This is a genomic window from Brevundimonas sp. (genome assembly GCF_041648615.1).
Taxonomy (GTDB): Bacteria; Pseudomonadota; Alphaproteobacteria; order Caulobacterales; family Caulobacteraceae; genus Brevundimonas.
The window spans coordinates 1-21,113 of the sequence record NZ_JBAZOS010000026.1 but is presented as its reverse complement, the minus strand read 5'-3'; the positions used below and the strand labels follow the sequence as shown (position 1 = coordinate 21,113).

Sequence of the window (21,113 nt, the reverse complement as noted above, 5' to 3'; positions counted from 1 at the left end):
CGACCCGCACGCCGCCCGCGATCACTCCGGCGCGGTCTCCGCCGCCGCCCGCCGGTCGCGCGTGACGGCGTCCGCCACAGCCTGCACCTGACTGTTGCGGTTGATCCGCAGCTGGTCGTGTTCGTACAGCGCCTTGAGGTAGGCCCTGTCCCAATCGGTCAGCCCCGCCGGCGCCGTCGTCGGGTCCTCGAACAGGTTCAGGATCGTGCGGTAGTCTGTCGCCTCGGCCTTCCAGTCGATCTGCGCCAGCGCCACCAGGGCCACATAGTCAGCCAGCTGGACCAGGGTGGCTCCGCCCAGCCGGTCAACGTCGAGGATGACGATCGACCGGACCATGTCGTCGCGAATCTGGCTCCGAATGCGCGAGGCGGCGAAAACCTCGATCTGCGGCGCCATGGGCCGGCCGGTGACGGGATCCACGTCGCCCGGCAGCCGGATCGCCCGTCCGCCGGTTTCCGAGTCAATCGGAATGCTGATCTGCCACCAGCGCACCGGTCGGTCGTCGGTCCTGAAGGCCTCAAAGGCGCGCGTTCCCGCGTCAGTGCCGTTGTGGCGCAGGTCGAAATTGCGCGGGCGTGACCGGACCAGCGCCGCGGCCAGCGCCGCCCCGTCCACCGTGCCCGCAATCAGGATGTTGGGTTTACAGCCCGGCTCGCCCGCCTCGACCCCCAGTTCGCGGGCCACATCCGAGACCCGATCGACCATGTACTGCCCGACCGCCGACCGCAGGTTGACGGCGCCGACGCAGATGGGCCGGTTCCAGCGGGCGAGACCGCGATTGTTCGCCGGCTCGGCCACCTCCTCGACGAAATCGCGGACCAGCGCCTCAAGTCGCCGGCCCTCGACGACGACATCGCCCAGATCGGTCGCCTGTTCCGGGGCGGGGGTCTGCGGCGGCGCGGTCGGTTCCTGGGCGAGGACCGGCCCCGCCGCGAGCGCGAAGGACAGGAGAAGGACCAGGGGCGTCTTCGGCATGTCGTGATTTTCCCAAACGCGAAGGTTCACCTGACCTCGCCTCTCGCCGAGAGCGGCGCAGATCCCGATCGAAGGTCGATGGCGCGATGCAGGGACGCCCCTCTATTCCGTCCTGTCGTCCAGATCTTCGCTGGCCCGGTCCTGGCGGTATTCCCGCGCGATCGTGTCCGAGACCGCGTGCACTTGGCTGTTCTGGTTGATCCGGTACCACGACGCGCCATACAGGCCGTTGAGGTAAGCCTGGTCCCAGCCGCTCAGACCCCGCACCCTCGAAGGGTCCTCGAACAGGTTCAGCACCGTTTCGAACCGGCTGGTGTCCGCGTCCGGGTCGATCTGCGCCAGGGCGACCATGGCGATATAGTCGCCGAGCTGGTCCAGGGTGACCTCGCCCAGACGGTCGACGTCGACGATGACGAAGGTCCGCTTCAGGTCTTGCCGATACTGCGAGGACAGCCGGGCTGTGCCGCGAACCGGGGTGTTGGGCGCATACTGGATGGCGGACCCCGTGCCGGTGCAATTGAGGTTGCATTGGCCCGGCATCCGCACGGCCGACTGGCCGGTGTCCGAGTCCGTGGGCTGGCTGACGCTCCACCAGCGGACGACCTGGTCCGAGGTCCGGAAACGCTCCAGCGCGGCCGGGCCCTGGTTCATGCCGGAACCCCCCGGCCGGAACAGCGCCGGCCGCATGGCGATGAATTTCTCGGTGAAGTCGTCGGCGTCCGTGGTGGCCACGATCAGGATGGTCGGGTGGCATGGCGGTTCGTGGGAGGTCAGCCCGATCCCGCGCGCCACGTCCGAGACCCGGTCGATCAGAGGCTGGGCAAGCTCGGGTTGAAGATTGGCCACGCCGACGCAGACGCCCCGATGCCAGCGCGCCAGCCCCCGACGCCCCACCGGGTTGGAGACTTCGTCCACGAACTCCCGGGCCGCGTCCTCGAGGCGGCGGGAGTCCACCACCACATCCTCCAGTCTGACCGCGGCGTCCGGATCCGGCGGGGGCGCGGCGCGCTCCTGTTGCGGCAGGGTCAGCGCGGCGGCGAGCATCAGTGCGGCGATCATGAAACACCCTCCAGAGATGTATTCAGCGTAACATGGTTCCGGTTATCCGTCGCGTGCTGTTCCAGGGCGCCCGGGGCGGCTGCGCGACGCGGGGGCGAAATCAGGATCGCCGGCCAGTCGGTTCGCCCGCGAACAGTCCTGCTACCTCAGCGGGTCCGCGGCGGCCGCGCGGCGTTCGCGCGTCAGTGTTCGCGCGATCGAGGCGGCTTGCCGGTTCGGATTCAGGCGCTCGGACGGCGCGTCATACAGGGCGCGAAGATAGGTCATATCCCACTCCGAAAGGCGTTGGACGCCCCCGGGGTCGGCGAACAGGTTCAGGATGGTGCTGTAGCCGCTGGTGTCGCCCTCCGGATCGACCTGGGCCAGCGCCACCATGGCGATATATTCACTCAGCGCGGCCAGGGTCGCGCCTTCCAGCTGATCGACATCGACGATGATGACGACCTTGTTGAGATCGTCGCTGATGGGCCGCCCCCGGTTCACGATGCCCTCCCCGGGAACGAAGATGGGACCGGAGTCGCCGGGCATGCGGATGGCGCGGGCATGGCTGGCGCCGATCACCGGCATGCTGACATGCCACCAGCGGACCGGTTCTTCCGAGCGCGTGAAGGCGTCCAGCGCGACGCCGCCGCGATCCAGGCCGCCCACGCCGAGATGAAAGGCGCGACGGTCCGCCTCGACCAGACTGGCCGCCAGACTCCGGGCGTCCGCCGAGAAGATGACCACGATATTGGGCCGACACCCGGGTTCGCCGATGCGCAGGCCGAGCTCGAGGGCCAGGCTGGACACATGGTCGACGACGGCCTGGGACAGGTCCCTGCGCATGTTGACGGCGCCGACGCATATCCGGCCCGGCCACCGCGCCAGACCCCGGCGTTTGGCGGGTGCGGCCACCGCGTCGACATAGGTCCTCGCCAACTCGTCCAGCCGCCGACCATCGACCACGACGTCGTCAAGCGTGGACGGTTGCTCGGCAGGCGCGACGGCGGGAGGGCTGGCGACGGTCCCGGGCGCCTCCTGCGGCGACAGAACCGCGAGAGACAGGGCGGCGATCACAGGGGCGCTGATCATGACAGTCCCTCGGGTTGCGACCGGCTCGACGGCCAGCGTCGAACTCTTGTCCCGAAAACCGCCTCCGTCAATCCGCCCCCGCAAGCCCGAAACGCGTCGTCGGGGTCGCTACGGAAGGCGCGGCCCCGGACCAGCCGGGTCCTCTTCGGCGGCGGCCTCTGCCGCGCGCCGCATCATCTGATCGACGATCTCCGCGCCCCGCGCATTGGCCCCCACGCTGTTCTGCTCGACGCTGTAGAGCGCTTTCAGATAGTCCAGGTCCCAGGGCGTCAGACCCGGGGTGGACGGGTCCGCGAAGACGTTCAGCACCGTCTCGAACGTCGCGACGTCCGCCTTGGGATCCACCTGGGCCAGCGCCACCAGGGTGCAGTAGTCCGCCAGTTGCGCCAGCGAGACAGCCGCCGTCTTCCGGACATCGACCACAATGATGGCCTTCAACAGGTCGTCGCGGATGTCCGTGCGGATTCGCGATGCGGTCGAAACGGCGGTCCGGGGCGCGTCCATGCCGGGCAGACGCGTCGCCAGCGCCCCGGTCTCGGAATCCACCGGCGCGCTGACGTGCCACCATCGGACCGGCGCCTCGGAGGTTCTGAACTCGTCGAGGGCCCGCAGCGACCGCGTCATCCCCGATCCCCCGGGCCTGAAGGCCGCCCGTCGTGCTTCAACGATGCTGTCCGCCGCCGCACGGCCGTCGTCGACGGCGATAATGAGGACGTTGGGCCGGCAGCCGGGTTCGCCCGCCGTCAGCCCCAGCTCGCGAGCGACATCCGAGGCCCGGTCCACGATATACTGGGCGACCTCGCCGCGCAGGTTGACGACGCCGATGCAGACCGGGCCGTTCCAGCGAGCCGGTCCGCGAACACCGGCCGGAGCGGCCACCTCACCGACGAAATCCTGGATGACCGTGCGCAGCCGTCGGCCCTCGACGACGACATCCTCCAGTTGGGAGGGCTCCTCTGCCGGCGGAACCTGAGGGGGCCCGGGAACCTGGACCAACAAAGCCGCGGCTAACGCCAGCGCTGAAAACGACATGAACTTCCCTCCCGCATGACGGGAGCCAGATTGAGACCGAGAAGATGGCCGTACAGGGGCCGGGCGTCAGAACGGATGCACGTCGAGGGCGGCGTCATGCCCCGGCGCGATCGGGCCCCTAGATGTCGTCGTCTTCCTTGAGCAGCTCTTCCTTGGTGATCGGCGTGTCGGTCACCTTGGCGGTGTCGAAGATCAGATCGCAGACCTTCTCCTCATAGATCGGGGCGCGCATCTGGGCGGCGGCGTTGGGGTTCTGGCGATAGAAGTCCAGCACCTGACGCTCCTGGCCCGGATAGTTGCGGGCCTCGTTCATGATGGCGTTGTTCAGCTCCTGGTCGGTGACCTGGACGTTGTTGGCGCGACCGATCTCGGCCAGCACCAGACCCAGGCGCACGCGGCGCTCGGCGATCTTCTGATACTCTTCCTTGAGCTTCTTCTCGGACTTCTTGGCGTCCTCTTCCGGCAGGCGGCCGGCTTCCTTGTCGGCCTGGACCTGCTGCCAGATGCCGTCGAACTCGGCCGTGACCATCTTGGGCGGCAGGGGGAAGTCGTGGGCCTTGTCGAGGGCGTCCAGCAGGGCGCGCTTCAGCTTGAAGCGGGCGGCGCCCGTGTACTGCTGGTTCAGATTGGTGCGCAGCAGTTCCTTCAGCTTGTCCAGCGACTCGATGCCGATGCGCTTGGCGAATTCCTCGTCGACCACGGCGGGGGCCTCGGCCTTGATGGCCTTGACCTTGACGTCGAAGGTCACGGCCTTGCCGGCCAGATGGGCGGCCTGGTAGTCGTCGGGGAAGGTCACGTTCAGGACCTTCTCGTCGCCGACCTTGGCGCCCTTCAGCTGCTCTTCAAAGCCGGGAATGAAGCGGTTGGAGCCGATCACCAGCTGGGTGTCCTCGGCCGCGCCGCCCTCGAAGGGCTCGCCGTCCAGCTTGCCGAGGAAGTCGATGGTGACCTCGTCGCCATCGGCGGCCTTCACGGTCTTGCCGGTCTTTTCGACATACGACTTGGCCTGGCCGGCCAGTTCGGTCAGGGCCTCGTCCAGATCGGCGTCCGACGCTTCGTAGGTCGGGCGTTCCAGCTTCAGCTTCTTGACGTCGGTCGGGGTGAAGTCGGGCATGACTTCCAGGGCCATTTCATAGGCCAGGTCTTCCGTACCGGCGATGACCTTGTCCATGTCCGAGGTCAGCTTCATCTCGGCGGGCGCGGCCGGACGCACCTTGGCGTCGTCCAGGGCCTTCTGGCTCGAGGTGTTCAGCGCATCGTTGACGATTTCGCCCATCAGGTCGCGACCGAAGGTCTTTTTGACGTGAGACATCGGGACCTTGCCGGGACGGAAGCCCTTGAGCTTCATCTGCGGCGCGACTTCCTTCAGCTTCGCGTCCAGCTTCTGGTTCAGCTCTGCGGCGGGAATGGTCACCGCGATGACGCGGCTGAGACCTTCGTTGGACTTTTCGACAACTTGCATGGCCGGGATTCTGACGCTCTGTGGCGGCGCCATTGAGGCAGGCGCTGCGCGGTGTGGGTAAAGCAACAAGGGCCGCCCTTTGGAGGCGGCGCCTTTGAAGCCCGCCCTTATGTCGAGGACGGTTCCAAAGGTCAACGTGAGAGGCGGGACAGGGGACGGTTTCGGTGTGCGCCCGGGCAGGCTATCTGGAGGGAATGAGCTCCTCCTCCGCCCCGATCGGCGTCGCCGTCTTCCCGGTTACGCCGCTGCAGCAGAATTGCACCCTCGTCTGGTGCCGCAAGACGATGAAGGCGGCGATCATCGATCCCGGAGCCTCGGTCGACGCCCTGCTGGCCGCCGTGGCGAAGCAGGGACTGACGCTGGACGCCATCTGGATCACCCATGGCCACCTTGATCACGCCGGCGGCGCGGCCGAGATGCAGGAGAAGACCGGGCTCGACATCATCGGCCCGCATCCGGACGACCAGTTCTGGATCGACGGCATTCCCGCCCAGGGCCAGATGTACGGCCTGCCCGACGCCCGCAGCTTCACCCCGACCCGCTGGCTGGCCGATGGCGATGTGCTGACGCTGGGGGACACGACCTGGGAGGTCTACCACTGCCCGGGCCATACGCCGGGTCATGTCATCTTCTTCAATCGCGCGGCCCGGTTCGCCCAGGTCGGCGACGTGCTGTTCCAGGGCTCGGTCGGCCGGACCGATTTCCCGCGCAGCGATCCCGCCGGCCTGCTGAACTCGATCACCGCCAAACTCTGGCCGCTGGGCGACGACGTCGCCTTCGTGCCGGGGCATGGTCCGACCTCGACCTTCGGGGCCGAGCGCCGGACCAATCCGTTCGTCTCGGACGAGGCGATGCGCCGGACGCCGATCGCGCGTCCGGCCTCCGGTCCCGCCTAGCGCGCCGCCAGCAGTCCGATCACCACGCCGATGCCGAGGGCGTAGAGGGTCGCCTTGACCGGCTCGGCCTCGACTGTGGCGCGCAGGCTCTCGGCCCTGTGACGGCCCCAGTCGCGCGCCTGGGCGGCGTCTTCGCGAACGGCTTGCCGCAGCGGCCGGGCGCCAGGGCGTCGGGCGTCGTCCCGCGCCAGGATCGCATCAGCCGCGCGGTCCAGCGCGGCGGTCGGGGTGTCGGCGTCGGTCTCGATGTCTTCGATGGTCGTCGTTCCGGCGTAGGACTCGGTCATGGCGGCTCCTTGAGGGTGCGGGGGGCAAGCCCGTCAAACCACCGCCCGACGAGGCGGTTCCGGGCAAAATGTCGCGTTTCTGAAACGTGATTGAACAGCGCCCCGACATGCGGCGTTTCCTTTGCGGAAGAGGAGATCGCCATGACCTATGTCGAACCGGACAGCCCCGGCGGACAGCCCGAAATCATGCCGCCTGACACGCCCGGACCGGACCTCGATCCGGGCAGCGCCCCGGAGGAAATGCCGCAACAGGATATCCCCGGCGGCGAGCCCGGCGACGCCCGCCCCTACGGCGGCTGATGACGCAAACCCTGTGATTCGTTCGCAATTGTGTGACCGGGCAACCGGAACCGGACGCGGACGGGAGGGTTCATTCAACAACCGCCACCGTCGCCACGAAAGGAACCCCTCCATGGCTCAAGGTCAGCCCACACGTGCCTCCGGCGTCTCCAAGCGGGGCTTCGCCTCGATGGACCCGGAACGCCAGCGCGAGATCGCGCGCAAGGGCGGAGCCAGCGTACCCAGCGAGAAGCGCAGCTTCTCCCAGGACCGCAGCCTCGCCGCCCAGGCCGGTCGCAAGGGCGGGGAAGCGTCCCACGGCGCCCGGGTTCGCGAGCCCGGCACGGCCACAGACTAACGCAGGACCAAGGCGATCGGAGGGACGGCGTCCGCAAGGGCGCCGTCCCTTTGCGCGTCAGGCCTGCAGCAACGCCAGCGCCACGGCGGGAGCCTCCCCCGCCTCGAACGCGGCGACCGACCAGCCCGCGGCGCGGGCCAGGCCGCGCACGGTCTCTTCCGTGAATTTCCGCGAGTTCTCGGTGTGGATGGTTTCGCCCCGGGCGAACCGGAGGGTCTGGCCGTCGAGGCTGACGGTCATGTCGCGCGTCGCCTCGAGATGCATCTCCATCCGTGACTCGGTCCGGTTCCAGAGAGCCCGGTGCGCGAAGGCGTCGATGTCGAAGTCCGCGCCCAGTTCGCGGTTGGCCCGAGCCAGCAGATTGCGGTTGAAGGCGGCGGTCACGCCGGCGGCGTCGTCATAGGCGGCGATCAGGGTTTCGGGCGCCTTGACCAGATCGACGCCGAGAATGAACAGGGCGTCGTCGCCCAGCAGCGAGCGCGCGGCCTTCAGGAAGGCGATCGCCTCTTCCGGCTCCAGATTGCCGATGGTCGAGCCGGGGAAGAAGCCGACCCGTCGGCCCTGGCCGATTTCCGCGGGCAAGGCCCCCAGATGCAGGAAGTCCCCGACGAGGGGCGCCACCTTCAGCGCGGGATAGGCGTCGGCGATGCGCCGCGCGGCGGCGTCCAGGGCGTCGGCGCTGATATCGATCGGCACATAGGCGGCCAGGTCCGCCGCGGCGTCCAGCACGATGCGGGTCTTCTCGCTGGCGCCCGATCCGAACTCGACCAGCACCGCGTCCGGCCCGAACCGCCCCGCCCAGTCCGACGCCACCTGCCGCAGCAAAGCGGCTTCCTGACGGGTCGGATAGTATTCGGGCAGCCGGGTGATCTCCTCGAACAGGCGAGACCCTTCGGCGTCGTAGAACCATTTGGGCGAGGCCGTCCGGGGCGAGCGGGACAGCCCCGCGATCAGGTCCCGGCGGAAACGGGCGGTCTCGCCCGGTTCGGACGCCCGCGTCAGCGGCGTCGCAGCGTCGTCGGCCAGTCGCAGTCCCATGAACGCCCACCTCTGATAGGGATAGAAGAAGTTCCGATACGTAACCCGGGCATGTTCGGACGCAGTGGCGAAGGACGAACCCCGCAGCACCATCTGGTTGGCCATGAACTTGCCGTTGTATTCCGAAGCCGTGCCCTCGGTCGGCCGGAAGCCGGCGTAGGGGGCGTAGGCGCTGGCGGTCCATTGCCACGCCTCGCCGAACGCATTCGAGAAGGCGTCGGGCCGGCAACGCACCGCGTGCTCCCATTCCGCCTCGGTCGGCAGCCGCTTGCCGGCCCAGCGGGCATAGGCGTCGGCCTCATAGAAGCTGACGTGGCTGACCGGTTCGCCAGGATCGACGTCCACGCGGCCGGTCAGGCTCATCCGCGTCCAGCGCCCCCCCTCGTCGCGCCAGTACAGAGGCGCGATCCAGCGCTCGGTCTTGACCGTCGCCCAGCCGTCCGCCAGCCACAGCTCAGGACGGGCGTAACCGCCATCCTCGATGAAGTTGAGCCAGTCGCCGTTCGTGACCAGGTCGTTGGCGAGGGCGTAAGGGTCAAGCCAGACGCGATGGGCCGGTCCCTCGTTGTCAAAGGCGAAATCACCGCCGCCATGGCCGATCTCGACCAGGCCGCCCTCGCACCGCGTCCATCCGCCGCGCGGCGGCTCCACCGGCCCCGCGCGCGGCGTCCGGTCGTAGGCCGCGGGATCCAGCGGCGAGCGCGACATCAGGTTCAGCAGGTCCATCAGGAACAGCTCCTGATGCTGCTGATCGTGATGCAGGCCGAGGGTGAACAGGTAGCGGCGCCGTGGGTCCGCATCGCCCTGCCCCAGCCAGGCGGTCATCCGCCGGTCGATCTCGCGGCGATAGGCGAGCACGTCCTCCAGCGACGGCCGGGTCATCAGGCCGCGCTCGCATCGCGCCACGCGCGGGCCCAGCGCTTCGTAATAGCTGTTGAACAGGGTCTGGAAGCGGGGATCGACCGGCTGATAGCCGGGCTCCTCGCCCAGGATCATCGCTTCGAAGAACCAGCTGGTGTGGGCCAGATGCCATTTTCCGGGGCTGCAATCCGGCATCGACTGGGCGGACAGGTCTTCCACGCCCAGACCCGAGGCCAGCGCCGGCATGGCCGAACGAACGTCTCTGAAGCGGGTCAGGTCCCCGGTGATCCCCTCGGGGATGCGCGATGGCGCGTTCATCTGGTCCGCCCCTGGCAGTTTACGCCGGACCGGCGCTCGGGCTTCGAACGGTCCCGGTCCCGGTTTGTTCCAAACTAGGAAGGGCGCCCGGAGGCTTCAAGCATTCGCCGGGCCTAAAGCGCGGAAATGGCCTCTATGAGCTCGTCCACAGCCGATTCCCGCGTGGCCCAGGAACAGACAAACCGCACTGACCCGTCGTCGAACCGGTAGCACGCCCAGCCCATGTCGTTCAGCCGCTGGTGCGCCGCCGGGGGCATGCGCACGAAGACGGCGTTGGCCTCGACCGGATGGGCGAGGATGAAGGGCGACCGCCCGGCGACGCCGGCGGCCAGGCGCTGGGCCATCAGATTGGCGTGGGCCGCGCCGTCCTCCCACCCGTTGGTTTCCAGCAGACCGAGGAAGGGCGCCGCCAGGAACCGGGCCTTCGAGGCCGTCTGGCCCGCCTGTTTCAGCCGGTTGTCGATCCGCCGCGCCAGGCTCTTGTCGAACATGACGATGGCCTCGGTGCAATTCGCTCCGGCCTTGGCCCCGCCGAACACCAGCACGTCCACCCCCAGCCGCGCGATCTGCGTCAGGTCGAAGCCCGCCGCCGCGGCGTTGGCCAGCCGGGCGCCGTCCATATGCACGCCGCAGCCCTTCAGCTTCACCGGCTCGATCAGATGGCGCAGTTCTTCCTCGGTATAGACCGTGCCGTATTCGGTCGACTGGGTCAGGCTGAGCGCCGCCGGCGGCTGGCGATGGCCGACCTCCGGCTCGTCCAGCGCGGCGTGCAACGCCAGCGGATCGATCTTGCCGGAAAAGCCCGGCAGGCCGATCAGACCCACGCCCGAGCCGAAGAAGCCCGGCGCGCCGGTCTCGTCGGTGCAGATGTGCGCCGCGTGATGCGCCAGCACCGCCTCATGCGGCCAGGCCAGCATCGACAGGGAGATGGCGTTGGCCGCCGTGCCCGAGAAGACGAAGCGGATATCCGCGTCCGCATCCAGCCGCCGCCGGATCAGGTCCGCGGCGCGCGCCGTGACGTCGTCCGCCCCATAGGCCCGCGCAAAGCCCTCGTTGGCCTCGACCACCGCCCGCAGCGCGGCCGGGGCCATGCCGGCGGTGTTGTCGGATCCGAAATCGTAGCGCACGCCTCAGCCCTCGCTGCCGCTGTCCTGATGGGCGTCGCCCGGCGACGGATCGCTGGACGTGTCCCGGCGGCGAGCCCTGCGCACCGGCGGCGCGACGGGCCCGTCGTCCTCGCCATAGGGCACGGCGACCTGATGGGGGAAGGGGATTTCGATCCCGGCGGCGTCCAGCGCCTCCTTGGCGGCCTGAAGCACGTCGGCCTTGGCCTGCCAGTAGTCGTCGGACATCGTCCACGCCTGCAGGGTCATCTCGACCGAACTGTCCTTCAGCATCGTCACGCCGGCCCAGGGCTCAGGGTCGGGCAGGACATGTTGGTGCGCCGACGCCGCGCCGACCAGCGCGTCGCGCGCCGTGTTCAGATTGGCGCCGTAGCCGACACCGAGCTTCAGCTCGATCCGCCGCGTCTTCTGGCCCGACAGGTTCAGGACGGTGTCGCTGAACACCTTGGCGTTGGGGACGACGATCTTGACGTTGTTGGCGTCCGACATCTGGGTCAGGAACAGGTCCAGCCGCTGCACCCTGCCCACCTGGCCCCCGACGTCGATCAGGTCGCCCACCCGATAGGGCCGCAGGATCAGCAGCATCACGCCCGCCGCCACATTGGACAGGGTGCCCTGCAGGGCCAGACCGACCGCCAGCGAAGCCGCGCCCAGCACGGCGATGATCGAGGTGGTCTGCACCCCCAGCCGCTGCAGCACCGCGATGAAGCCGATGATGAAGACCAGCACCCGCACCACCTGCACGGCGAAGCTGAGCACGGTCGGGTCGTGCCGGAAGCCGCGCACGCGCGACAGGGCCCGCCGCGTCACGCCCGACGCCCAGCGCGAGGCGAAGATGGTGACGACCAGAATGATCGCGGCGATGACCAGATTGATCGCGAAGTCGCCGGCCATGTCGGTCAGCTTGGCGATCATGGCGACGTCCACCGCGGCGGCTTTCTGGCCGGCGGCGACCGCCTCGTTCAGGGTGGCGACGAGGGAAGACATGGGCCGGGTCTAACGCCTCGGCCCCGATTTGGAACCCCATCGCCGGTATTTCCGGTTTCGCGTCGGGGCGTCGCCGTCCTAAACTGCACCCATGAACGACTCCGCCAAACTCTCGGCCCTGAAGGTCGGGGTCGATGTTCCCTGGGTGACCAGCTGGACCGGCGAAGCCATTCTCGGCGTGCGGCCCTGCGCCTCGGTCAACGGCGCGTTGGCGATCGTTCAGGCCGACCACGCCGGATACGGCAAGCCCCTGTATTCCCAGAACCATGCGGTGCGGCAGCGGCTGACCGTCCGCGACATGCTGTGCCCGATGTGCGGCAAGCCGACGACGCCGGAGGACCGTTACACCCAGGTGGCGCATCCCTTCACCGCCGGCGCCCTGCGCGCCACCGGTCGCGGCGGAGCCCTGCCGGCCGAAATCGAGGACGACAGGGTCCTGATCGACGCCGGCGCCATCGCGCCGCTGCACAAGGCCTGTTCGGCCCGGTCGTTGCGGTACTGCCCGCATCTGAAGGCCGATCCGCACATCGACGTGCGGCCCTTCCCCCGCTCGTGGGTGGTCCTGCCGCTGACCGTGCGGGCCGAGGCGCCGCCGCAACTGTTTCTCGCCCGGGCCGAGCCGCGCCGCGAGGTTCCCGTGATCGGCTTCCTGCAGCTGTGCGGCCTGACCGACCAGCGCGACCCGTCGTGGCGCGCCCGGAGTCAGCCCGTCGTCGGCTGAGCGATCCGTCCGCCGCCGCCCTCGATGGCGTCCAGCAGGTCCATGACGTCGGCGATGGTGTTCGCCTCGCGCGCCGGCTTGTCCCAGCGGATGCGGCTGACGCGGGGAAACCGCATCGCCACGCCCGACTTGTGCCGGGTCGAGCGGTTCAGCCCCTCGAAGGCGATCTCCAGCACCAGGCCGAAGTCCCGCTCGGCCCGCACGGACCGCACCGGGCCGAACCGCTCGACGGTGTGGTCGCGCACGAACTTGTCCAGCTGTTTCAGCTCCTCGTCCGTGAAGCCGAAATAGGCCTTGCCGACGGGGGTCAGCGGGCCCTCCTCGGTCCAGACGCCGAAGGTGTAGTCGGAATAGAAGCTGGACCGCTTCCCGTGACCGCGCCGGGCGTACATCAGGACCGCGTCGATGACATGGGGATCGCGCTTCCATTTGAACCACGGCCCCTTGGGCCGGCCGGCCAGATAGGGACTGTCCCACCGCTTCAGCATCAGCCCCTCGGCCGCCGCCCCCACCGGGGGATCGGCCCGCAGGACGGCCAGGTCGTCCCAGTCCGCATAGGGCACAACCGGCGACAGATGCAGCCGCTCCCCGCCCTGGCCGGCCACGGCCTCCAGCCGCGCCCGCCGCTCGCTCAACGCCAGCGCCCGCAGGTCCTCGCCGTGGTCCGCCAGAATGTCATAGGCGACCATGGCCGCCGGAAAGGCCGCCATGGTCTTCGCATCGACCGCCTTGCGGTTCAGCCGTTGCTGCAGGTCGCCGAACGGCGCCACCGCGCCGTCGCGCCACACCACCAGTTCTCCGTCCAGCGCGCCCTCGAAGGTCAGTCCCGCCATGACGTCGGGAAAGGCGCCCGATATCTCGTCGCCGGTGCGGGAATACAGTTTCTGGACCCCCTCCTCACGCACGGCCTGGACGCGGATGCCGTCCCATTTCCATTCGGCGGCGTAGTCGGCGGGCGAGAGGCGCGCGAAGTCGACCGCCTCGTCGATGGCGACCGCCAGCATGACCGGACGGAATCGGCCCGGCGCATCGCCGCTGGGGCGTTCCGTCCGGCCCTCCAGCCAGGCGAACAGATCGGCATAGGGCGGCTCCAGCGCGTGCCAGATCTCCTCGATGTCGGAGGCGTCGATGGGCTCCAGGGCGATCTCGCCCTCGTGCCCGTCCGGATCGGGCGGCTCGCTGACCGCCGCGGGGCGAACCATCGCCGCCGCCGTCTTGGCCAGACGCGCGGACAGGCCGACGCGCAGCCCGCCCGTCATCAGCTTCAGCAAGGCCCACCGGCCCTTGGGCTCCAGCGCCTCCAGCCAGCCCTCCAGCAGCGCCTTCACCTCGCCCCGCCCGGCGGTGCGCAGGGCCTCGACGACCTCGGCCAGTTCGGGTTCGCGATTCGGCTTGTAGTCCGGGTTCCGGGGCCAGATCAGCGCGACGGTTTCGGCCAGGTCGCCGACGTAGTCGTAGGACCAGCCGAACAGCACCGGATCGACGCGGGCCTCGACCGCCTTGCGGATCATCGCCGGCTTGGCCGCGTCGAAGGTCAGGTCGCCGGTCAGGGCCGCCAGCGCCCAGCCCCGGTCCGGATCGGGCGTGATCCGCAGATAGTCCCGCAGCAGCACCAGCTTGGCGTTGCGCGACGCGGTCAGCGACAGTCGGTCCAGCAGTTCGGCGAAGGCGCGCATCGGACCTCATCTAAACGTCTTGAACCCAAACGAAAAACGCCCCGGAGGTTTCCCTCCGGGGCGTCGTCTCTTCAGGCGCGGGTCGTTTAGTTGAACAGGCTCGCGATCACGGCGGCGATCAGGCCGCTGTTCGAGTTGGACAGGACCACGTCATGGCCGCTGCGGACGTACTGGTAGCCGCGCGGCGGGGCGCGGAGGCCATAGCGGCTGTAGTCGTTCACGACGTACTGGTTCGAGCGGTAGGAGGACGGCATGCTCTGTCCATAGGCCCACTGGCGGGTCTGATAGCCGCGCGGCGCCTGGTAGCGGCCGGCGTTGTAGCGGCGATCCGAACGCTGCCATCGGGCGTAGGCCCGCTGGTCCTGACGCGCCTCGCGGCGGTCCTCGCGGGCGTCCTGGCGCCATTCGCGACGATCGTTGCGGTCGTCGCGGCGATCGTCCTGACGGTCGTTGCGGTCATCGCGACGATCCTGGCGCTGCTCGTGATGGCCGCGCGACTGGGCTTCGGCGGCGGAGGCCACGCCGAGCGAGCTCATGGCGAGCGTCGCGGCGATGGCTGCGGTGAGAATCTTCTTCATGAGACGTCTCCAGATGCGGCCGAAAGATCTCGACTTGCCCGCACTCTGGTCCCCGGCGCTTGAGCCGGGTGTGAACGTCCATGGTCATGCCCCGTTCAGACCGCGGGCGCCTTTGGAACGCTATTGGCCGATCGGGGTCAGGCGGCGGCGACCTGGGGGGTTTCGATACAGCTGCGAACGCCCGCCCGGCCGCCGCCGACCCGGTTCATCAGATCGGCGAGGGCGGCGAAATCGATCGGCTTGTTCAGATAGGCGTCAGCTCCGGCGTCCAGACCCGCGGCATGATCCTCGCTGCGCGCCGAGGCGGACAAGACGACGATCGGCGTCTCGCGGTTGACCCCGTCGCCCGCTCGGATGGCCCGGGTGGCGGTCAGGCCGTCCATCACCGGCATGTTCACGTCCATGACGATCAGGTCGAAGGTCTGGTCCTCGGCCATGGCGACGGCGATCTGGCCGTTCTCGGCGCTGACCGAGGCGTGACCGGCCGAGCCGAGCCAGGCCTCCAGGATCATGCGGTTGACCGGATGGTCCTCGACCACCAGCACGTTCAGCGCCTGACCGTCGGTCACTTCGGCGTGGATGGGCTCCGCTGCTTCCTGCCGCGCCCATTCGACCACGTCGGTCTCGACCGAGAAGGTGAAGGTCGAGCCCTCCCCCACGGTCGAGGTCACATTGATGTCGCCGCTCATGATGTTGGCCATGCGCCGGGCGATCGTCAGGCCGAGGCCCGTGCCGCCGAAGCGGCGCGTCGACGATCCGTCGACCTGGGTGAAGGGCTGGAACAGGCGCGCCAGATCCTCGGACGAGATGCCGGCGCCGGAGTCGGTCACTCCGAAGTCGAACCGGACCCGGCCGTCCTCGAGCCGCTCGCCGCGGACGACATAGCTGACCTCGCCCCGGTCGGTGAATTTCACGGCGTTGGACAACAGATTGTGGATGACCTGACAGACCCGCAGGGGATCGCCGCGGACCACGGCGGGAATCTCGCCTTCGAAACGGGTCGCGAAGGTCAGGCCCTTGGCCTCGGCCTGGGCCTGGAAGGGTCCCGTCACCCGCTTGTGCAGGTCCTCGATCGAGACGTCGACAACCTCGAAGGTCATCTTGCCCGCTTCGATCTTGGTCATGTCCAGAATGTCGTTCAGCAGGCTGAGCAGATTGTCGCCCGAGTTGCGGATGATCGACAGATACTCACGCTGCGTCGGCTCCAGCCGCGTGGCTCCCAGCAGTTGCGCCGCGCCCAGGACGCCGTTCATGGGCGTGCGCAGCTCGTGCGAGATGACGCCCAGGAAGCTGGACTTGGCGTCGTTGGCGGCGTTGGCCCGGTCGCGGGCGGCCTCCAGCTCCTCGATCAGATGGGCCTGATGCTCCTGGAAGGCGCGGATGCGCTCTTCCCGCAGCATGGTCATCATGACCAGCACCACCAGGCCCGCGGCGGTGAAGGGCACCACGGCCACGAACTGCCAGAAGGTCGGCGTGCCCCACAGGCTGGCCGCGATGATCAGGGCGGCGACGCCGTAGGGCGAGGAAATCACGATGGCCTGACGCGGCGAACTGCGCAGCTGGGCGAACACCAGCACATAGCCCGACACCAGCAGGGCCAGGGCCAGGGCATGACCGAACTCGCCCCCGGAGAACCAGGCCAGCAGGGGCGCCGTGGCCCAGGCCGCGGTGGTCGCGGTCGCCACGGCGGGGAACACCAGTCCCCAGCCCGCGCCGACCCGGTCGCTGATGCGCTTCTCGACCGCTCCGCGGATGGCGCCCGCGGCGATCGTTCCCACGAACCAGAAGGCGGCGGTCGTCAGGCCGACGGTGGCCAGCAGGCCGAGCGCCCACGTGCCGATGATCATATAGCGGAGGTATTGCGTCTGCAGAATCGCGCGAAGGGCCTGCGCGGCCTCGCCAGCGCCCGGTTCGCCGTTGATCGACTTGCCGATGCCGTCCGATTCAACCATGCGCGCCCAGCCCCTTTAAGTCCCGGGCCGAACGCTATGGCGAAGTCTCTAAGACGAGATGAACGCTGAGGGTTTTCAGCATCAGCGTTCGACGAACGTCAACCGGCCGCGCTCGCCTCGGCCGGGGTCAGCGCCCGGATGGACAGGGCATGGACCGGACCGGCCAGTTCGGCGCGCAGCAGCTCGTTGACCGCCCGCTGCCGCTGCACCCGCCCCTGCCCCTCGAAGGCCGCCGCGACCACGACCAGGTTGAAGTGGCTTTCGCCGCCCGGGCGGCCGTCCGCCCCCCCTTCATGATGATGGCCGGCGTGCCGGGCGCTGTCGTCCTCGATGACAAGCCGGTCGGGAGACAGGCCCGCCGTCAGTTTTTCCCGGATAATCGTCGCAATCGGGCCTTCCGGCATGGGTGTGTCCTTGTTGGTGACCAATTCCACCTTACACTTGCGCCGATGTCATCCGAGTTTGAATACAAGCCCCGCTTCAAGGACATGCGGATCAAGCCGCCGCGCCCCGAAGAGGAGGCGGCCGAGGCCGATGTCCTGCACCTGAAGCCCGGCGAGAAGGCCTGCAACTGGCCGGACTGCCGCGCGCCCGCCACCGCGCGCGCCCCCAAGTCGCGCGAGCGGCTGAACGACTTCTATGATTTCTGCCAGCGCCACGCCGGCGAGTACAACAAGGGCTGGAATTTCTACGCCGGCATGAGCGACGGCGAGGTCCGCGCGGCCAAGGAAAACGAGGCCATGACCGGCGGCCGTCCGACCTGGGAGATGAAGGCCGGCAAATTCAGCCGCGAGGCCGCCGCCTTCGCCTCGAAGATGGGCACGGCCAACACCAGGGGCGCCGGCACCTGGCAGGACAGTTTCGGCCTGTTCGGCCGCCGCACGAAGGAGCAGGCCGGACCCGAAGGCGAGGACACGCTTCGCCTCGGCAAGCTGGAACGGGCGGCGCTGACCGTCCTCGACCTCGACGCCCGAACCAACAAGGCCGGGATCAAGGCGCGCTATCACGAGATGCTGAAGCGCTTCCACCCGGACCTGAACCAGGGCGACCGCGGCGCCGAGGCCAAGCTGCAGAGCGTCATCAAGGCCTACAAGACGCTGAAGAAGGCGGGCCTGGCCTAGCGCGGCCGCTCGGAGCGCCTAGCTAAGGGACCCCCATCAGGAGCCGTCCCATGCAAGTCCTCTACACCGCCCACGCCGTCTCGACCGGAGGCGGCCGCGACGAGGGCCGTTCGGCCACCGACGACGGCAAGATCGACGTCCTGCTCTCGCTTCCGGCCGAAATGGGCGGCAAGGGCGGCGCCGGGACCAATCCCGAACAGCTGTTCGCGGCCGGCTACGCCGCCTGCTACATGGGCGCGCTGAGGCTTGTCAGCGGCAAGGCGGGCACGCCGGTCGGGCCGGACACGAAGATCCATACCGCCGTCGGCATCGGTCCGAACACGCGCGGCGAAGGCTTCAACCTCGACATCGCCATCAAGGTCACCGACCACGGTCTCGAACAGGCGGTGATCGACGACCTGATCCAGAAGGCTCATCAGGTCTGTCCCTACTCCAACGCCACGCGCGGGAATGTGGACGTGGCGTTGACGGCCGGCTGAAGCTGCGGACAGCGGCCTACGGCAGACCCTCCGGCCCGAAGAGATTACGGCTCCAGGCAACCAATATTGCCTGGAGCCGTTATAGTATTTCATAGCGCATTGGAGCGCGTGAAATAATGTCGTCAAATATCAATCTCAATATTTATCCTGATCAGTTCGGCGGCGCTCATTGGTCTTCGGCGTCATATGCTGATCTGCAGATATTCGATATCTTGGGCGTCGTGAGCAGCCTCACGACCTTGGCCGGCGCACTGCTGCGCGAGTCGGCTTCCGGACCGGCCCTATCCTGACAGGCTCCCCGCCCGCCTAGTCCAGCGTGGTCCGGTAGCGCAGCATCGCCAGCGCCCCGACCACCAGCACGAACAGGGCGAGGGCGAACAGGCTGGGCCCCGCGTTTTCCAGCCCGACGCCCTTCAGCAGCGATCCCCGCACCACCCGCAGGAAATGGGTGACGGGAATCGCCGTGCCGAGGGCCTGGGCCCAGTCCGGCATGCCCCGGAACGGGAACATGAAGCCTGACAGCAGGATCGACGGCAGCATGTAGAAGACGCTCATCTGCATCGCCTGCAGCTGGGTCTTCGACACCGTCGAGATCAGGAATCCCAGCGACAGCGAGCCGATGATGAACAGCATCAGCCCCGCCCCCAGGGCGATCCAGCCGCCGCTCATCGGCACCTGGAACAGCAGCCGCGCCATGACCAGGATCACCACCGCCTGGATCAGGCCGACCAGCACATAGGGCGTCAGCTTGCCGATCATGACCTCGAGCGGCCGCACCGGGGTGGCCAGCAGGCTTTCCATCGTGCCCCGCTCCCGCTCGCGGGCCATGCCCAGAGAGGTCATCATCACCAGCGTCATCGACAGGATCACGCCCAGCAGGCCGGGTACGATGTTGTAGGCGGTGATGGCCTCCGGGTTGTAGCGCCGATGCACGATCACCTCGAACGGCTGGGTCCCCGGCCCCCGGTTGGCGAGGGGTCCGGTCAGCTCGCGCGCCAGGGCCTGGGCCGGCAGATTGGCCAGGGCCGCCACCGCGCCGCTGGTCGCCGTGGGGTCCGAGGCGTCGGCCTCGACCAGCAGCTGGGCCCGGTCGCCGCGCACGATCCGCCGGGTGAAGTCGGCGGGGATGATCACCGCGAACTGGATGGTCCCCCGCTCCATGGCCCGGTCCAGCTCGGCCTGGCTGCGGGCCTGCAGGGTGATCTCGAAATAGCCGCTGTTGTCGAGCGCGGTCAGGATCGAGCGCGAGAAGGCCCCGTTGTCCTGCACCAGCACCGCCGTCGGCAGGTTCCGCGGGTCGCCGTTGATGGCGTAGCCGAACAGCAGCAGTTGCACGATCGGCAGCAGCAGGATCATCGCATAGGTCAGCCGGTCGCGCGTCAGCTGGGTGAACTCCTTGGCCATGATGGCCCAGGTGCGGGTCAGGGACAGCATCTTCACGCCGCTCGCTTCTTTCCGGCCTCGCTGTCGTGGATCAGCTGGATGAAGACGTCCTCCAGCGTCGGCTGCGTCTCCGACCATTGCAGCGGAGCCTTGCGGTACGGTTTGATCGCCGCCTCCAGCGCCGCCCGGTCGCGGCCGGAGACGTGCAGGGTCGTCCCGAACGGGGCCGCCATCTCCACGCCCGGCCTGCCGCGCAATTCAGCCGCCAGCCGGTCCGCGCCCGGCCCTTCGGCATGGAAGGTGACCAGGCCCGACGCCTCGATCACCTCGTCCGCCGTACCCCTCGCCAGGGTCTGGCCGCCGGCGATATAGGCGATCTCGTGACAGCGCTCGGCCTCGTCCATGTAGTGGGTCGAGACCAGCACGGTCATGCCCCCGGCCGCCAGCGCATGGATCTCGTCCCAGAAGGTGCGGCGCGCCTCGGGGTCCACCCCCGCCGTCGGCTCGTCCAGCAGCAGCAGGTCCGGCCCGTGCAGGGTCGCCGCCGCCAGCGCCAGCCGCTGCTTCCACCCGCCCGACAGATGGCCGGCCAGCTGCGCCCGCCGCGCCGTCAGCCCCAGCCCGTCCAGCGCCGCCTGCACCCGCTCGCGCCGCCGGTCCAGCTCGTGCACCCGGGCCATGAAGGTCAGGTTCTGCTCGATCGACAGGTCTTCGTAGAGCGAGAATTTCTGCGTCATATAGCCGACGCGCTGTTTGATCAGCCGCGACTGTTTCATCACGTCATAGCCCAGCACCGTCCCCTCGCCGCTGTCGGGCGTCAGCAGGCCGCACAGCATCCGCAGGGTCGTGGTCTTGCCCGCGCCGTTGGGGCCCAGGAAGCCGCAGATGCGGCCCCGATTCACGGTGATGCCGAAATCCTTCACCGCATGCAGGGCGCCGAACGACTTGTTCAGCCCGCGCACGTCGATGACCGGATCGGCGACCGTATTCACCGATCCGCCTCCAGCGGCGCGACATCCACCGGCAGGCCGGGGTTCAGCATCGCCGCATTCGCCGGCAGGGCCTCGACACGATAGACCAGCCGGTCGCGGCTGCCCTCGCTGTACAGGACCGGCGGCGTGAACTCCGGCCGGGCGCTGACCCAGGTGATCCGGGCGCTGCCCGGCGTGGCGCAACCGTCGCAGCTGAAGCTGACCGTGCGGCCGGGGCGATAGCGCGCCATCCCGGCCTCGGGCACGAAGAAGACCAGCTTGACCTCATTGTCCGGCAGCAGGGCCAGGATCGGCGCATTGGCCGCCGCCCATTCGCCGCGGCGATAGAAGATCTCCTCCACCCGCGCCGGGCCGGGCGCGACGGGCGCCAGCTGGCCCAGCCGCGCCCTGGCCTCGCTGAGCCCGCCCCCGGCCTGGACCGCCTGCTGTTCGGCCTGGCGAAGCGCGTCCTCGCGCGCGCCCAG

The 21,113-nt window shown here is 68.7% G+C and carries 22 protein-coding genes; 6 read left to right on the top strand and 16 right to left on the bottom strand.

All coding sequences use genetic code 11. The features are described 5' to 3' along the window. Positions 1–21 precede the first annotated feature (21 nt). The 5 genes from WC555_RS10715 to tig all read right to left on the bottom strand — a co-directional run bounded on the left by WC555_RS10715 (position 22) and on the right by tig (position 5,599). Positions 22–975 (bottom strand): hypothetical protein, encoded by a 954-nt coding sequence (locus WC555_RS10715; RefSeq protein WP_373253456.1) that lies wholly within the window; start codon positions 973–975, stop codon positions 22–24. A gap of 102 nt (positions 976–1,077) precedes the next feature. Further along, positions 1,078–2,034 carry a hypothetical protein gene (locus WC555_RS10710; protein WP_373253455.1) on the bottom strand — a complete coding sequence of 319 codons (957 nt, stop codon included), beginning with the start codon at positions 2,032–2,034 and terminating at the stop codon, positions 1,078–1,080. A 141-nt stretch (positions 2,035–2,175) separates the two neighbouring features. After that, on the bottom strand, positions 2,176–3,105 hold the full coding sequence (locus tag WC555_RS10705) for a hypothetical protein (protein ID WP_373253453.1): 930 nt from the start codon (positions 3,103–3,105) through the stop codon (positions 2,176–2,178). Between the two features lie 108 nt (positions 3,106–3,213). Further along, on the bottom strand, positions 3,214–4,137 hold the full coding sequence (locus WC555_RS10700; protein WP_373253452.1) for a hypothetical protein: 924 nt from the start codon (positions 4,135–4,137) through the stop codon (positions 3,214–3,216). A 118-nt stretch (positions 4,138–4,255) separates the two neighbouring features. Further along, positions 4,256–5,599 carry a trigger factor gene (tig, locus tag WC555_RS10695; protein ID WP_373253450.1) on the bottom strand — a complete coding sequence of 448 codons (1,344 nt, stop codon included), beginning with the start codon at positions 5,597–5,599 and terminating at the stop codon, positions 4,256–4,258. 194 nt (positions 5,600–5,793) lie between these two features. Here tig and WC555_RS10690 point away from each other — a divergent pair, with 194 nt between their 5' ends. Beyond that, the gene (locus WC555_RS10690) at positions 5,794–6,495 is read left to right on the top strand and encodes an MBL fold metallo-hydrolase (protein ID WP_373253448.1); all 702 of its coding nucleotides are present in this window, start codon (positions 5,794–5,796) and stop codon (positions 6,493–6,495) included. Here the strand turns inward: WC555_RS10690 and WC555_RS10685 are convergent. Then, positions 6,492–6,782 (bottom strand): hypothetical protein, encoded by a 291-nt coding sequence (locus WC555_RS10685; RefSeq protein WP_373253446.1) that lies wholly within the window; start codon positions 6,780–6,782, stop codon positions 6,492–6,494. The two genes, WC555_RS10690 and WC555_RS10685, sit on opposite strands and share 4 nt — an antisense overlap. A gap of 141 nt (positions 6,783–6,923) precedes the next feature. On the opposite strand from WC555_RS10685, the gene WC555_RS10680 reads away from it, so the two are divergent. Both WC555_RS10680 and WC555_RS10675 read left to right on the top strand, forming a co-directional pair. Beyond that, positions 6,924–7,082 (top strand): hypothetical protein, encoded by a 159-nt coding sequence (locus WC555_RS10680; RefSeq protein ID WP_373253444.1) that lies wholly within the window; start codon positions 6,924–6,926, stop codon positions 7,080–7,082. A 112-nt stretch (positions 7,083–7,194) separates the two neighbouring features. Then, positions 7,195–7,419, top strand: a complete 225-nt coding sequence (locus tag WC555_RS10675; RefSeq protein WP_373253442.1) for a general stress protein — start codon at positions 7,195–7,197, stop codon at positions 7,417–7,419. A gap of 57 nt (positions 7,420–7,476) precedes the next feature. Here WC555_RS10675 and egtB read toward each other — a convergent pair whose 3' ends face one another. From egtB to WC555_RS10660, 3 genes are all read right to left on the bottom strand, one after another. Continuing rightward, positions 7,477–9,636 (bottom strand): ergothioneine biosynthesis protein EgtB, encoded by a 2,160-nt coding sequence (gene egtB / locus WC555_RS10670; protein WP_373253440.1) that lies wholly within the window; start codon positions 9,634–9,636, stop codon positions 7,477–7,479. Positions 9,637–9,749: 113 nt separating this feature from the next. Then, on the bottom strand, positions 9,750–10,763 hold the full coding sequence (locus WC555_RS10665; protein WP_373253438.1) for a low specificity L-threonine aldolase: 1,014 nt from the start codon (positions 10,761–10,763) through the stop codon (positions 9,750–9,752). Positions 10,764–10,766: 3 nt separating this feature from the next. Continuing rightward, positions 10,767–11,747 carry a mechanosensitive ion channel family protein gene (locus WC555_RS10660; RefSeq protein ID WP_373253436.1) on the bottom strand — a complete coding sequence of 327 codons (981 nt, stop codon included), beginning with the start codon at positions 11,745–11,747 and terminating at the stop codon, positions 10,767–10,769. Between the two features lie 91 nt (positions 11,748–11,838). Here WC555_RS10660 and WC555_RS10655 point away from each other — a divergent pair, with 91 nt between their 5' ends. Then, positions 11,839–12,468, top strand: coding sequence for a hypothetical protein (locus tag WC555_RS10655; protein ID WP_373253434.1), 630 nt, complete (start codon positions 11,839–11,841; stop codon positions 12,466–12,468). Here WC555_RS10655 and WC555_RS10650 read toward each other — a convergent pair. From WC555_RS10650 to WC555_RS10635, 4 genes are all read right to left on the bottom strand, one after another. Continuing rightward, a complete protein-coding gene (locus WC555_RS10650) occupies positions 12,450–14,144 on the bottom strand; it encodes a cisplatin damage response ATP-dependent DNA ligase (protein WP_373253432.1) in 1,695 nt (564 codons plus the stop codon). The genes WC555_RS10655 and WC555_RS10650 overlap by 19 nt on opposite strands. A gap of 86 nt (positions 14,145–14,230) precedes the next feature. Continuing rightward, positions 14,231–14,722 (bottom strand): RcnB family protein, encoded by a 492-nt coding sequence (locus WC555_RS10645; RefSeq protein WP_373253430.1) that lies wholly within the window; start codon positions 14,720–14,722, stop codon positions 14,231–14,233. A gap of 137 nt (positions 14,723–14,859) precedes the next feature. Then, positions 14,860–16,674: a response regulator gene (locus WC555_RS10640; RefSeq protein WP_373253428.1), complete on the bottom strand. Its 1,815-nt coding sequence runs from the start codon at positions 16,672–16,674 to the stop codon at positions 14,860–14,862. Positions 16,675–16,772: 98 nt separating this feature from the next. Then, positions 16,773–17,078, bottom strand: a complete 306-nt coding sequence (locus WC555_RS10635) for a BolA family protein (protein ID WP_373253426.1) — start codon at positions 17,076–17,078, stop codon at positions 16,773–16,775. A 45-nt stretch (positions 17,079–17,123) separates the two neighbouring features. Here WC555_RS10635 and WC555_RS10630 point away from each other — a divergent pair, with 45 nt between their 5' ends. Then, positions 17,124–17,795 carry a J domain-containing protein gene (locus tag WC555_RS10630; protein WP_373253424.1) on the top strand — a complete coding sequence of 224 codons (672 nt, stop codon included), beginning with the start codon at positions 17,124–17,126 and terminating at the stop codon, positions 17,793–17,795. A gap of 50 nt (positions 17,796–17,845) precedes the next feature. Beyond that, positions 17,846–18,274, top strand: a complete 429-nt coding sequence (locus WC555_RS10625) for an organic hydroperoxide resistance protein (protein WP_373253422.1) — start codon at positions 17,846–17,848, stop codon at positions 18,272–18,274. A 306-nt stretch (positions 18,275–18,580) separates the two neighbouring features. Here the strand turns inward: WC555_RS10625 and WC555_RS10620 are convergent, their stop codons facing one another. The 3 genes from WC555_RS10620 to WC555_RS10610 form a co-directional block, all read right to left on the bottom strand. Next, positions 18,581–19,708 carry an ABC transporter permease gene (locus WC555_RS10620; RefSeq protein ID WP_373253481.1) on the bottom strand — a complete coding sequence of 376 codons (1,128 nt, stop codon included), beginning with the start codon at positions 19,706–19,708 and terminating at the stop codon, positions 18,581–18,583. Between the two features lie 2 nt (positions 19,709–19,710). Continuing rightward, the gene (locus WC555_RS10615) at positions 19,711–20,649 is read right to left on the bottom strand and encodes an ABC transporter ATP-binding protein (protein WP_373253420.1); all 939 of its coding nucleotides are present in this window, start codon (positions 20,647–20,649) and stop codon (positions 19,711–19,713) included. Beyond that, positions 20,646–21,113: HlyD family efflux transporter periplasmic adaptor subunit (locus tag WC555_RS10610; RefSeq protein ID WP_373253418.1), on the bottom strand; the 468-nt coding region annotated here is incomplete at its 5' end. The genes WC555_RS10615 and WC555_RS10610, both read right to left, overlap by 4 nt.

Excerpts from the sequence above, each read along its gene's own strand:
- WC555_RS10715 (WP_373253456.1), bottom strand. The coding sequence starts at position 975 with ATGCCGAAGACGCCCCTGGTCCTTCTCCTGTCCTTCGCGCTCGCGGCG.
- WC555_RS10710 (WP_373253455.1), bottom strand. The coding sequence starts at position 2,034 with ATGATCGCCGCACTGATGCTCGCCGCCGCGCTGACCCTGCCGCAACAG.
- WC555_RS10705 (WP_373253453.1), bottom strand. The coding sequence starts at position 3,105 with ATGATCAGCGCCCCTGTGATCGCCGCCCTGTCTCTCGCGGTTCTGTCG.
- WC555_RS10700 (WP_373253452.1), bottom strand. The coding sequence starts at position 4,137 with ATGTCGTTTTCAGCGCTGGCGTTAGCCGCGGCTTTGTTGGTCCAGGTT.
- tig (WP_373253450.1), bottom strand. The coding sequence starts at position 5,599 with ATGCAAGTTGTCGAAAAGTCCAACGAAGGTCTCAGCCGCGTCATCGCG.
- WC555_RS10690 (WP_373253448.1), top strand. The coding sequence starts at position 5,794 with ATGAGCTCCTCCTCCGCCCCGATCGGCGTCGCCGTCTTCCCGGTTACG.
- WC555_RS10685 (WP_373253446.1), bottom strand. The coding sequence starts at position 6,782 with ATGACCGAGTCCTACGCCGGAACGACGACCATCGAAGACATCGAGACC.
- WC555_RS10680 (WP_373253444.1), top strand. The coding sequence starts at position 6,924 with ATGACCTATGTCGAACCGGACAGCCCCGGCGGACAGCCCGAAATCATG.
- WC555_RS10675 (WP_373253442.1), top strand. The coding sequence starts at position 7,195 with ATGGCTCAAGGTCAGCCCACACGTGCCTCCGGCGTCTCCAAGCGGGGC.
- egtB (WP_373253440.1), bottom strand. The coding sequence starts at position 9,636 with ATGAACGCGCCATCGCGCATCCCCGAGGGGATCACCGGGGACCTGACC.
- WC555_RS10660 (WP_373253436.1), bottom strand. The coding sequence starts at position 11,747 with ATGTCTTCCCTCGTCGCCACCCTGAACGAGGCGGTCGCCGCCGGCCAG.
- WC555_RS10655 (WP_373253434.1), top strand. The coding sequence starts at position 11,839 with ATGAACGACTCCGCCAAACTCTCGGCCCTGAAGGTCGGGGTCGATGTT.
- WC555_RS10650 (WP_373253432.1), bottom strand. The coding sequence starts at position 14,144 with ATGCGCGCCTTCGCCGAACTGCTGGACCGACTGTCGCTGACCGCGTCG.
- WC555_RS10645 (WP_373253430.1), bottom strand. The coding sequence starts at position 14,722 with ATGAAGAAGATTCTCACCGCAGCCATCGCCGCGACGCTCGCCATGAGC.
- WC555_RS10640 (WP_373253428.1), bottom strand. The coding sequence starts at position 16,674 with ATGGTTGAATCGGACGGCATCGGCAAGTCGATCAACGGCGAACCGGGC.
- WC555_RS10635 (WP_373253426.1), bottom strand. The coding sequence starts at position 17,078 with ATGCCGGAAGGCCCGATTGCGACGATTATCCGGGAAAAACTGACGGCG.
- WC555_RS10630 (WP_373253424.1), top strand. The coding sequence starts at position 17,124 with ATGTCATCCGAGTTTGAATACAAGCCCCGCTTCAAGGACATGCGGATC.
- WC555_RS10625 (WP_373253422.1), top strand. The coding sequence starts at position 17,846 with ATGCAAGTCCTCTACACCGCCCACGCCGTCTCGACCGGAGGCGGCCGC.
- WC555_RS10620 (WP_373253481.1), bottom strand. The coding sequence starts at position 19,708 with ATGCTGTCCCTGACCCGCACCTGGGCCATCATGGCCAAGGAGTTCACC.